Origin of the sequence: Microbulbifer hydrolyticus, from assembly GCF_009931115.1 — a bacterium.
GTDB lineage: Bacteria > Pseudomonadota > Gammaproteobacteria > Pseudomonadales > Cellvibrionaceae > Microbulbifer > Microbulbifer hydrolyticus.
Window position 1 is genome coordinate 263634 of record NZ_CP047491.1, and the last position, 11725, is coordinate 275358.

General features: G+C 60.8%; 9 protein-coding genes. 8 read left to right on the forward strand and 1 reads right to left on the reverse strand.

Features of this window, described 5'->3' with window-relative positions:
* Nucleotides 1-2: 2 nt before the first annotated feature.
* Entirely contained in the window at nucleotides 3-1223 is a 1221-nt protein-coding gene (locus tag GTQ55_RS01175; RefSeq protein WP_183946620.1) for a hypothetical protein, read from the reverse strand.
* A 315-nt stretch (nucleotides 1224-1538) separates the two neighbouring features.
* Between GTQ55_RS01175 and GTQ55_RS01180 the strand changes: the two genes are divergently transcribed.
* The 8 genes from GTQ55_RS01180 to GTQ55_RS01215 all read left to right on the forward strand — a co-directional run bounded on the left by GTQ55_RS01180 (nucleotide 1539) and on the right by GTQ55_RS01215 (nucleotide 11644).
* Nucleotides 1539-4229, forward strand: a complete 2691-nt coding sequence (locus GTQ55_RS01180; protein WP_161857071.1) for an HzsA-related protein — start codon at nucleotides 1539-1541, stop codon at nucleotides 4227-4229.
* A 30-nt stretch (nucleotides 4230-4259) separates the two neighbouring features.
* The gene (locus tag GTQ55_RS01185) at nucleotides 4260-5060 is read left to right on the forward strand and encodes an SH3 domain-containing protein (RefSeq protein WP_237567762.1); all 801 of its coding nucleotides are present in this window, start codon (nucleotides 4260-4262) and stop codon (nucleotides 5058-5060) included.
* On the forward strand, nucleotides 5030-5692 hold the full coding sequence (locus GTQ55_RS01190; protein WP_183946618.1) for an outer membrane beta-barrel domain-containing protein: 663 nt from the start codon (nucleotides 5030-5032) through the stop codon (nucleotides 5690-5692). Before GTQ55_RS01185 ends, GTQ55_RS01190 begins: the two co-directional genes overlap by 31 nt.
* A gap of 36 nt (nucleotides 5693-5728) precedes the next feature.
* Nucleotides 5729-6214, forward strand: a complete 486-nt coding sequence (locus tag GTQ55_RS01195; RefSeq protein WP_161857073.1) for a TlpA disulfide reductase family protein — start codon at nucleotides 5729-5731, stop codon at nucleotides 6212-6214.
* 63 nt (nucleotides 6215-6277) lie between these two features.
* Complete coding sequence (locus tag GTQ55_RS01200; protein WP_161859950.1) at nucleotides 6278-6448, forward strand: DUF4266 domain-containing protein; 171 nt, start codon at nucleotides 6278-6280, stop codon at nucleotides 6446-6448.
* Nucleotides 6449-6509: 61 nt separating this feature from the next.
* The gene (locus tag GTQ55_RS01205; RefSeq protein WP_375791544.1) at nucleotides 6510-7595 is read left to right on the forward strand and encodes a DUF3570 domain-containing protein; all 1086 of its coding nucleotides are present in this window, start codon (nucleotides 6510-6512) and stop codon (nucleotides 7593-7595) included.
* Between the two features lie 215 nt (nucleotides 7596-7810).
* A complete protein-coding gene (locus tag GTQ55_RS01210; protein ID WP_161857075.1) occupies nucleotides 7811-8650 on the forward strand; it encodes a 23S rRNA (adenine(2030)-N(6))-methyltransferase RlmJ in 840 nt (279 codons plus the stop codon).
* Between the two features lie 297 nt (nucleotides 8651-8947).
* Entirely contained in the window at nucleotides 8948-11644 is a 2697-nt protein-coding gene (locus tag GTQ55_RS01215) for a TonB-dependent receptor (RefSeq protein ID WP_161857076.1), read from the forward strand.
* The last annotated feature ends 81 nt before the right edge of the window (nucleotides 11645-11725 follow it).

Genomic DNA, 11725 nt, shown 5'->3' on the forward strand with positions numbered 1-11725 from the left:
TCTTATTCTCCCGCACAGTAAACCGCGGCATCCGCGTAGACCTGTTTCAGCTTGTATCCGTTGCCGGTAAAGCTGTCAGTCATGTTGGCAATGCGATTGCGGTCGGTGCTGTCTTCCGGTGCACGCAGGCACACCTGCTCAAACACCTTGGTGACCTGGCACTGGGCGAAGGCTTCGCTGTTGGCGAGTTCGCGCCCCATGGACTTGGCACCGTTGCCGGAGCCCGGCAGCTCACTGCTCCAGCCCAGGTGCAGGTTGGGCCCCTCGCGCCAGTAGTTATCCCATTTGTCATCGGGTATGACGTAGCCGTAGGGGAAGGTGGCGCTGTTGATATGGTTCTTGGCCTGTACGCGGGTACCGGTGCTGGGATCGGTCTCGCCGGCGCGGTTGTAATCCAGCCGGCCGTCTTCGCCGGTGGGGTCATTGTCCACATCGTACTCAAAGTTGTAGTAGGCAAACGCCTGGGCCATGGGGTCCATACCGCTGTGGCAGCCCACGCAATTGTTCTGGAATACACGGCTGTCGCCACCGGGGCTGCGGCTCACATCCTGGCGGATGCGGTCCGGCGGTCGTGAAGTATCGTGCACCTGTTCCAGGTCCCGACACAGGTGATTCACCAGGGTGAATCGGAACATGGCGCGGTTGGTGCCAGCGTAAAAGAATGCTTTTGCCCCACCGCGGGTTGTCATGACGCCGGCAGTGGCATCGCCGGGGAGCCCGGTAACGGAAGACTGGGTCTGGCGTTCGAGCGCCGTCTGCAGCGGGTAGCCGTTGCGCTCGAGTTCCTCGTAATGGTTGTTGTTGCTGTTGCTGTAAGCCGGCAAACCCAGCCCGGAGGCACCGGTGTAGATAATGTCGCCGGACAGTATCTCCCGGAAGTCCACGTCGTCGCGCACCATGCCGATGACGGTCGCGGTGTAATCATTCAGGGGCGCAAAGTTGTCACCGTCGCGATTGGTCCAGGGGGTGACCAGGTTTTTCAGGGTCACATCGTAAAACGCATCGTTTTCCATGGCCCGGTAAGCCGCCGCATCGGCGTTGCCGTTGGCGATGTCTTCCGCCATGGCGGTAAGGACGCCGACACTGGGCTTGACGCCGGTGATCCGGCTGTGGATACGGGCCGCCTGCTCTTCCGGGCCGGCAAAAGCCGGAGCGCAGAGCGAGGTGCTGACACAGGCGGTCGCCACGAGCAGCAAGCGCGCGGCGGACGAATTTATTTTCATGGGCAGATTCGCGTTGGGTTCTCGTCGCGCATACGGGGCTGCGCGGTTATTTTGCCTATTGACCGGCCACTGATACTAAAGAATGCGCAATGATTCGCCAGTATTAAAAAGATAAAGCGTGTGCTGGTTGGCAAAAACCTTGTGCGCAGCTTGAGGCTCTGCGGGGCAATCGCGAAAATCGTTGCCCAATACATCAATCACGGTTGCTGGACGGTGGTGCCAGTTATGCTGCGACATTGGCAGTAAGTGACCACTTGTAAACAGCGAAGGCATACAGGGAGTTGCCGGTGATGGAACTGAAACGAGGATCGCCCTTTGAATAAATTTTGTACGCTGGCACAGGTTGCCGGCGGACTTTTTTCGCTGCTACTGCTCGCCGGCTGTTCCGGTGGCAGTGGTGAAGGCTCCAGCCTTGGTGGTGGTGAGCAGGCGGAAGATCCGGTGGTGGTGGACTACCCGGTGGTGTATGTACGTCGCACCCTGAACCGTGACGAAGATGGCGGGCTGATGGTCGATGACCTGTATGCGCCTTCCGCTTTCAACCCCGGTGCGGAACTGGTGCTGCGCGACCGCGCTACCGCATCCGCGGCCGAGCGCGTGCTGACGGAAGAGCTTTTTGTCAGCGACGAGGATGCGGGCATTGTTTTCGAGGGTGGCTACGACGTAAAGGATCTCGCCGTATCCGCGGACGGAGCCCAGCTGGCCTTCGCGATGCGCGCCCCCAATATCGAAGGGCTGGATGATGACGAGCAGCCCAGCTGGAATATCTGGCTGTACGAGTTTGACTCCGCAGAGCTGAAGCGTGTAATCCAGTCTGACCTGATTGCCGAGGAAGGTGACGATATCGCGCCGGCATTCCTGCCCGACGGCCGGATCGTGTTTACCTCTACGCGCCAGCGCCGCTCCCGCGCGCTGCTGCTCGACGATAACAAACCCCAATTCTCCGCCCTGGCCGAAAACCTCGATGAGCCCGCTTTCGTCCTGCATGTTATGGAGGCCGATGGCAGCGACATCCAGCAGATTTCCTACAACCAGAGCCACGATCTCTCTCCGACCATACTGTTCAACGGCCGCATCCTGTTCAGCCGTTGGGACAATATGGGGGGCATTGACCGCCTGAGCCTTTACACCGTCAAACCGGACGGCACCGATCTGCAGTTCCACTACGGCTATCACAGTCAGGCCACGGGGACCGGCACCGGCCCGGATCCGGTTCCGGCAGCCTTCAGCAAACCACAGCAGATGCCGGATGGACGGATTCTGGTCACCCTGCGTGCGCCGGAAGGTATTACCTGCGGCGGCGATATGGTGGTGATTGATGCGGAAAACTTTACCGAGGCCTACAGCGAACCGGAGCAGCAGGGCATTTTGCAGGGGCAGGAGTCCCTGTCGGTCGAGCAGGTGATCACCGATGGTGGCCTGTCGCCGCACGGTCTGTTTGCCAACGCCTGGGCATTCCACGATGGCACCAGCCGCCTGCTGGTGAGCTGGAGCGAGTGCCGGGTGATCGACCCGGAGACCGAGCTGCCCCAGCCGTGTACCGATGAATGGCTGGCGACCCCGGATATCGTGCCCGCCGACCCACTGTACGGGCTGTGGATCTACGACTACGTCGAAGGCACCCAGCGCCCGATCATCCAGCCTGTCGAGGGGCAGATGATCAGTGAGGCGGTCACTGCCGACACCCGCCCGGTGGCGGAATTTATTCCCCAGCCCATTCCGGGTATCGATATCGACCGCGACCTGTACGACGAGGGTATGGCGGTTCTGGATATTCGCAGCGTGTACGATTTTGATGGCACCGCCGCGGTGGATATCGCCGCGGTGGCCGACCCGTTGCAAACCACCGCCGCCGAGCGCCCCGCGCGTTTCCTGCGCGTGGTAAAAGCGGTGGGCATTCCCGACGATGACACCCGCGACTTCGATCGCTCCGCTTTTGGCCGCAACCGCTCGCAACTGATGCGGGAAATCATCGGTTATACCCCGATCCAGCCGGACGGGTCCGTGCGTGTGAAGGTGCCCGCGGATATGCCGCTGGCGATTTCCGTGGTGGATGCCAACGGCCGCCGCATAGTCGGTCGTCACAATAACTGGCTGCAGTTCCGTGCCGGTGAGGTGCGCAAATGCCAGGGCTGCCACAGCCGCGATAGCGAGGTGCCCCACGGCCGCACCGACAAAGAGCCCGGATCCGCATGGGCCGGTGCGCCTACCAGCGGTGCGCCCTTTGCCAATACCGAGCCGGCGCTGAATGCCGAAATGGGCGAGACCATGGCGCAGCTGCTGGCGCGCATCGCCGGGCACCCGGTACTCGAGGGCGATCTGAAATACGCTGACCTGTGGACAGATGCCGCGCTGCGCGCGAAGGATCCGAGCAGCGAACTGCTGATGAGCGAGCTGATTACCCCGTCGCCGACCAGTGTCGCCTGCCAGAGCGACTGGAGTGCGGCATGCCGCACCATCATCCACTACCAGGAGCATATTCAGCCGATCTGGGACCTGCCGCGGGAGATTATCGATGCCGATGGCAATGTGCTGGAGGACCGCACCTGCTCCAGTTGCCACAGCAACCGGGATGCCGCGGGCATGGCGCAGGTGCCGCCGGGGCAGCTGGACCTGAGCGCAAACCAGTCCGGGGTGAACACCAACTTCAGCACCTCCTACGTGGAGCTGATCTTCGACAACCCCACACAAGAGCTGCGCGATGGCGCGGTGCAGAACGTGCTGGTGCAGGATACGGATGATGACGGCAACCTGCTGTTCGAGACGGATGAGGAAGGTGAGCTGATCCTGGATGCCGATGGCAACCCGATTCCTGTTATGGTTACCGTCGATATTCAGCGGATCATGGACACCGGCGGGGCCAACGCCAGTCGCTTCTTCAGTATTTTTGAGGCGGGCGGCTTTCACCAGGGTGAACTGTCCGCGGCAGAGTTGCGTTTGATTTCAGAGTGGCTGGACATCGGTGCGCAGTACTACAACAACCCCTTTGATGCACCGGTCGATTAAACAATGAACTGCCAGTCCGGAAAACGAATCATGCATCTGGCCGCACTGCTGGCCGGACTGTTTGTGGCCGGTTATGCGAGCGCCGAGCAGGAAGAGCCCGTGGTGGAGAGCTTTTCTGCCCGCCAGTTCGGCGAGCGCACCCCGCAAGACCTGCCCGATGACGCCGAACAGGTGTTCAACGGGGCCGAATTCCTCAACCTGTATACCGGCCCCGGTCGCGGCTATGTGATCGACCATGTGGTGGAGTACGGTGAACGCCTGTGGTTGCTGAAGCGTCGCACTGACTGGGTCAAGGTGATGACCCGGAGTGGTAAAACCGGCTGGGCAAAAATTTCCGATCTGGACGAGATTTTTGCCATAGACGGGGAGCAGGTAGGAGTGCCGACCCCGGGCATCGACGATTACCGCGAGCAGGGTTTTCGTCTTGGCTTCGCCTATGGGGATTTCGAGGGGGCGAATGCGCTGGGGGTGTCCCTCGGCTATCGTTTCACCGGCAATATCTCGGCCGAATTGCGCGCGGCGCAAACCATTGGTGCCTATTCCGACAGCCAGACCTACCAGGTGGCACTGTTGCACAAGCCTTTCCCCGAGTGGCGACTCTCGCCCTACTTTATGCTCGGCACCGGCATCAATATCACCTCGCCCAATGCCACCATCGTCGCCACCGAAGATCGTCAGGACACCACCATGCTGACCGGCATCGGCGTCACCACCTATCTATCCCGCCGCTTTGCCTTGCGCGCGGAAGTTGCCAATCACTACCTGCTCACCTCGCGGGAAAATAATCAGGAGATAGTCGAATGGAAATTGGGATTCGACGTATTCATGTAACCCTGGCCGGGCTGTTGATGGCCGCGACCATACCGTTTTCCGTTGCCACGCAGGCGCAAGGGGATGCGGAAATTGATGAAATCATTTCCCCGGATCTCGAGCGCCGCGAGATCCGTGAGGCCAGGATCGATAGCGAGGATTTCGAGTTTACCGCGTACCTTGGCGGCATCATGAATGTGGAAGATTTTGGCAGCAATGCCCTTTACGGCGGTAGCCTGGCCTACCACATCAATGAAGATTTCTTTATGGAGGCGGGCTACGGGCAAACCAAACTGGGCGAGTCCAGTTACGAGCGCCTCAGTGGTTCTGCGCCACTGCTTACCGATGAAGAGCGTGAGCTCTCCATGTATAACCTGTCACTGGCCTGGAACTTTCTCCCCGGTGAGATCTTTATTTTCGACAAGTGGGCGCTGAACAGTAACCTGTACCTGATTGGTGGTGTGGGCAATACCAGCTTTGCCGACGAGGAACACTTTACCTACAACGTCGGCGTCGGAGTGAGAATGCTCGCGCAGGACTGGCTGGCATTGCGCCTCGATGTGCGCGACCACATATTTGAGCATGAGATTTTTGGTGAGCCGCTAACCACCAATAACCTCTCCGCCCAGCTGGGCGTTTCCGTCTATTTCTGAATGGTATAAACAAACAAAAACAACCGGAGAATCCCGATGCGTAAACTGATTGCCGCTCTCTGTACCAGTGCCGCTTTACTGGCGGGCGCGCCAGCTTCCGCCAATGCACCCGCTGCGGACTTCACCCTCGCCTCCCTCAAGGATGGCAACCTCAAATTGAGCGAGCAGCGCGGCGAAGTGATCATGCTCAACTTCTGGGCTTCCTGGTGTGGCCCCTGCCGGGAGGAAATGCCGCTGCTGAACGATCTGCATGCCCGCTACGAGCCGGTCGGCTTTCAGGTATGGGGTGTCAATGTGGATGCGAACCGCGAAGACGCGCAGGCGATGCTGAACAAGATTCCGGTAGAGTTTCCGGTGTTGTTCGACGCCCAGAGCGACGTCAGCAAACTGTTCGGCGTGGAAGCCATGCCCAGCTCCGTGTTTATCGACCGCGATGGCAAGGTGCGCTACGTGCACAAGGGCTATCGCAGTGGCGACGAAGCCGAGTACAAAAAAATCATCAAGGAACTGATCCGGGAATAAACCATGACCAGACGCGCGCTTCTTTTATTCCCTGTCCTGCTGTTGCTGGGTGGCTGTGAAACCATGATGCCCGAGCCCTGGGTCAAACCTTACGAACGGCATTACCTGGCGGACCCGATCATGAGTTTTGAGCGGGACCCCGTCGCTGCCGGGTATATGAACCATGTGTACGAAGCGCGCGAAGCTGCCCGGGGAGCAGAGGGCGGTTCCGGGGGCGGTTGTGGGTGTAACTGAGTTGAAGAAAATTCTGGGCCTCGTTGCCGCTTCCCTGTTTGCCGGCCATACCTTTGCGGCGGTGCTGCCCGAGGAACGTGCGGATACCATGTACCACGCCTACAGCGGAGGTGGTGTCACCATTGACGGGCCCTCGGTGCTGGTGCGCAAGAATGTCGGCAACAAGGTTTCGCTATCTGCCAATTACTATGTGGATATGATCTCCGGTGCGTCGATTGACGTGCAGGCCACCGCCAGTCCCTATTCCGAGCAGCGCGACGAATTTTCTCTCGGCGCTGACTACCTGGTGGAAAAAACCACCATGAGCCTGAGCTATACCAATTCCAGCGAGAACGACTACCAGGCGGAAACCGTCGGCTTTGGCATCAGCCAGGATTTCTTCGGCGATCTCAGTACCCTCTCCATGCGCGTCAGTCTGGGCAGCGATGATGTGATGCGCAACGGCGACGAAGATTTTCTCGAGCAGGCGGAGCACCGCCGCTATTCCCTGGGGTGGAGCCAGATCCTGACCACCAGGCTGATTGCCGAGTTGAGTGTGGAAACCGTGGCGGACGAAGGGTTCCTGAATAATCCCTACCGCAGTGTGCGCTATCTGGATCCGGGCTCCGGCACCGGCTTCAGCTATCAGGCGGAACTGTACCCGACCACCCGCAACAGTGATGCCGTAGCACTGCGAGCCAAGTACCGGCTGCCGTATCGTGCCGCCATCAAGAGTGAATACCGTCGCTACGCCGACAGCTGGGGGATCAATTCCGACAACCTGGAGTTTCGCTACACCCACCCGCTGGAGGCGAAGGATCTGGTTCTTGAGGGCAAGCTGCGCTTTTACAAACAGAAAGGCGCGGACTTTTACAGCGACCTGTTCCCCTATGTCGACGCCACCAACTTCCGCGCGCGCGACAAGGAGCTGAGCGATTTCACCAGCACCGCCATCGGTATCGGCGCCTCCTATCAACTGCCGGAGCGCTGGGCGCTGTTCGATCGCAAGAACACCCTGAATCTCTACTGGGATTATGTGCTGTTCGACTACGACAACTTCCACGATGTGCGTGTGCACGACGGTGGCTCCGACGTCCTGCCAGGAGAGGAGCCTGCCTATCACTTTAATGCCCATGTGGTGCGGCTGTTCTGGTCGATGTGGTTCTGACCCCGGCAAGGCTTGGTGGGGATAAAACCGCTCAAAAAATGATTTACAGGGGCCGCAAAGGCCCCTAAAGTTCGCCGGCTTCCCGGTGAGCCCAACAGTCCGGGCCCTCTCCGCCTCCTCGAGGATGCTCACCCGCTGCTGCCAGCATCTACCTCCAGCCCTGGCAGTGTTTTTCCCTGTTTGACTCTTTTTCACGGTCCGCCCGGGTGGGTTTCATGCTCAGTTATCGTCACGGTTTTCACGCCGGCAATTTTGCCGATGTGCTCAAGCACTGTGTGCAGGTAGAAATTATTTCCTACCTGCAAAAGAAAGAAGCCCCTTTTGACTATATCGACACCCACGCCGGTGCCGGCCGCTATGCACTGACGTCGGATATGGCGCAGAAAAACCGCGAGTACATGACCGGGATTGGCCGCCTGTTCAAAACGTGTGATCTGCCCGGTTTGCAGAATTACCTGCGTCTGATCGAGGCATTGAACCCCCAGCAGAGCCTGCAGCATTACCCCGGTTCGCCGTTGATAGCCACGAGCATGTTGCGCCCCCAGGACAAGGCGTGGCTGTTCGAGCTGCACCCCAGTGATGCGGAAAAGCTGCGTCACTGTGTCCCGCGCGGACGGCAGTGCCAGGTGCGGGAGGAGGACGGTTTTGCGGGGCTCGCCAGCCTGCTACCCAGCCGCGCCCGCCGCGCCCTGATCCTGATCGATCCGCCCTATGAACAGAAAGCCGACTACCAGCGGGTGGTTGATGCCCTGCGGCTGATCCACCGCAAGATGGCCACAGCGACGGTGGCCCTGTGGTATCCGGTGGTGGAGCGTCGCCGTATTGAGGCCCTGGAAAAACAGCTGGTTGCCAGCGGCATCCGCAATATCGAGCTGTATGAACTGGGTGTTCGCGCGGATGCCTGCGGCGGGGGTATGACGTCGTCAGGGATGATCGTTATCAACCCGCCCTGGACTCTGCGCGCGCAGGTGCAAGCGTTGTTGCCACCATTGGCGGCAGAGCTCGGTGTCAACGGTGGTGGCCACTACCGCTGTGAGGTCCTCGTAGCAGAATAGGGGATTGGATTGGCCGAGCCCGCGCGTCTCAACTTGTCAGGCCGCAGTCTGTTGTTGTATGTTTTCCAGCCACAACAATAAGCAATCGGGCGCGTGACAAGAGCGGCAATTCTCCAGTGGATCACACACCGCCCTGGGGATTGATCCAGACCGTCATCGCGTAACCGGCCCTGCGGCCCGCACAGCGGCAGTCGTGGGAACAGCGATGACGACTAGCCTATGCCACAGACCTGCCACAGGTCCCTCTGCGCCCTACTGTTGGCGACACAGCTGAGTGTCGTGCCGGCGGTGTTTGCTATGGAAGGCTCTTCATCAGATACCGGGGTCGCTGCAGTCACATCGGATGCAACCACCTATTTCTTCGAGATCCCCGCCCAGCCCCTGGACCAGTCCCTGCTGGCCTTTTCCCGCCAGACCGGCCTCGCGGTGATGGTTGCCACGGCCCAGAACCAGTCCGCCAATACCCCCGACGAGCCGGCACCCCTGGTGCGCGGCGAATACACCGCGGAAGCCGCCCTCGAACTGCTGCTGGCACACACGGACTTTCGCTATCGCCGGGTGGATGGCCAGGGCGTGGTGATACTGCCGCCCAAGAGCGGCACCCCAACCCCGCCGGCAGAGCCGGATGAAGTACCGGTAGCGCGGGCGCTGCTGGAAGAGGTTGAGGTGGTGGCGAGCAAGCGCCGCACCAATCTGCAGCAGACCCCGATGACGGTGACTGCGATCAGCGGCGGCACCCTGGAGGAGCGCAATATCGACAGCCTGCAGGAGATGGCCGCGGAAGTGCCCAGCCTGAAGGTGGCGCGCAATGGCGACCACACGGCCTCAATGCTGTACCTGCGCGGCGTGGGCTCGGACAACCACACCGAAGCCGGCGACTCCGGCGTTGCCACCCATGTAGATGGCATCTTCAGCAGCCGTGTGCAGGGCTCCGCGGTATTGCTCTACGACCTCGACCGGGTGGAAGTATTGCGCGGGCCCCAGGGCACCCTGTTCGGGCGCAATTCCACCGGCGGCGTCATCAACTACCACACCGCGCGACCGCAGCAGGACTGGTCTTCAGCGCTATCGGTTTCCGTGGGCAATTACGGCCTGCGGAAATTCACTGCGGTGGCGAACGCCCCGCTCACAGACGACTGGGCTCTGCGCTGGGCGGCGGTATCCGAGCGGGCCGACGGCTATACCGACTACACCGACGATTCCCTGTACGCAAAGCGCGCCGACCGCTACAACAATACCGATCTGTACAGCCACCGGCTAAGCTCCAGCTGGCAGATCAATGATGAACTCGACTGGTGGCTCAGCTACGAGCGGTTTGAGGACCGCGGTGCCGGCAGCCTGCCAGTGGTGGATTACGATACCCCGGTCACCATCGACACCCCCGGACGTACCACGCTCAACCAGGACGCTCTGCGCAGCCGTGTCGAGTGGGAACTGCAGGGGGGGAACTCGCTCGTCTATATCGCCGGCTACGGCTTTACCCGCCGCAGTCAGGACTGGGATGCCGACCGCACCGGTGCCGTGGGCAGCGAGACAGACCCGGCCATCTACCACCAGAGCAACCGTACCGTGTGGTCCGAATACCGCGCGCGCCAGCACGAACTGCAACTGAAGAGCAGCGACGACGAGCGTCTGCGCTGGTTGATCGCCTACTTCAATTTTGTCGAGAGAAACGCCATCCGCTTCGACCTGGAGCACCAGGATCCGGACGGCAGTGGCTGGGGCGGCGCGCCGGCGCACAGTTTCCAGCAGCCCAACCGGGGGACCCGTCTCGACGCTTTCTACGGACAGCTGGACTACGACCTCACACCCCATTGGCAGGTCAGTGCCGGTGCCCGCAGCGGGCGCGACCAGCGCTATGACCGGGGCGGCCGCAATATCGCCTGCCCGGACCTGATCCGCAGTGATCGCGAGGGTGTGCTGGGGGCCGTTGCCGTCAACCGGGAGTCCGCCGCACCGGGCCAGTGTTTTGTGGCCAACTACAACGACGTCGACCAGACCTGGCGCAGCACCACGGCGATGGCGCGGCTTTCCTATCAGCCATCGGATCAGACCCTGCTCTACCTCCACTATGCGGAAGGCTTCAAACCCGGCATCGTGCAGGATGGCGCGAGCCTGTCCGGGGTCTACGCGGGCGCTGAAGACCCCGCTTATCAACGTGCCCTGCAGACACTGATCACCCGTAACAACAACGGCGCTGCGTTCGTGGGCCCGGAAACCAGCGCCAATGTCGAGCTGGGCTTCAAGCTCGGCCTGCTGGGTGGCGGGATGACCCTTAACGGCGCCCTGTTCGATACCCGCTATCGCGACCTGCAGGTATCCGGCATCGCGGTGGAAGAAGACGGCACGGAGTTGATCCGCTCCACCAACGCCCCGTCCGCGACCATTCGCGGTGTGGAGCTGGAGCTGAACTGGGCCAGCAGCCTGAACGGCCGCGTTACAGGTTTTCTCTCCCTGCTCGATGCCCGCTACGATCGTTTTCTCGCCGTCGACAACGAATTCCCGCTGTATGGTCAGACCTGGAATCCCGGCGCGGCGACCCCCGAACTTCCGGATCTGGTGGACTTCAGTGGCAATCGGCTGAAGCAGGTGCCCAAGGTCAGCCTCGGACTCAACTACCGCCACGGCCTGTCCCTGGGCAGCTGGGGGCGCGCCACCGCCAGGGTGGGGCTGCGCTACGCATCCAGCATGTATTTTGACGAGGCCAACCGTGGCAATCGCAGTGGTATGCTGCTGGACAATCGCACCGGCCAGTGGATCGACGATCCCGCCGGCCCGGCGCCAGACGTGGATCGTCAGCCCGCCTACAGCCTGTGGAATGCGGGTCTGAAATTCGAGCCCGCGGCGGGCAACTGGTGGCTCGATCTCTACGGTGAAAACCTCACCAATACGGCCGTCGCCAACGATGTGCAGGAAGCGGATATCGCCGTGCCCGAATACTATTACGGCGCCCCCCGCACCTTTGGCCTCCGTCTCGGCCTGAATTTCGACTGATTTAGTGACGATTCCCGACTTTTTGCACAAAGGGGGGACGATCGGGTCCCCTTTGCCGTTATATCGGCAAGAGAAGTAGAT

Excerpts from the sequence above, each read along its gene's own strand:
- GTQ55_RS01175 (WP_183946620.1), bottom strand. The coding sequence starts at position 1,223 with ATGAAAATAAATTCGTCCGCCGCGCGCTTGCTGCTCGTGGCGACCGCC.
- GTQ55_RS01185 (WP_237567762.1), top strand. The coding sequence starts at position 4,260 with ATGCATCTGGCCGCACTGCTGGCCGGACTGTTTGTGGCCGGTTATGCG.
- GTQ55_RS01190 (WP_183946618.1), top strand. The coding sequence starts at position 5,030 with ATGGAAATTGGGATTCGACGTATTCATGTAACCCTGGCCGGGCTGTTG.
- GTQ55_RS01195 (WP_161857073.1), top strand. The coding sequence starts at position 5,729 with ATGCGTAAACTGATTGCCGCTCTCTGTACCAGTGCCGCTTTACTGGCG.
- GTQ55_RS01200 (WP_161859950.1), top strand. The coding sequence starts at position 6,278 with ATGATGCCCGAGCCCTGGGTCAAACCTTACGAACGGCATTACCTGGCG.
- GTQ55_RS01210 (WP_161857075.1), top strand. The coding sequence starts at position 7,811 with ATGCTCAGTTATCGTCACGGTTTTCACGCCGGCAATTTTGCCGATGTG.
- GTQ55_RS01215 (WP_161857076.1), top strand. The coding sequence starts at position 8,948 with ATGGAAGGCTCTTCATCAGATACCGGGGTCGCTGCAGTCACATCGGAT.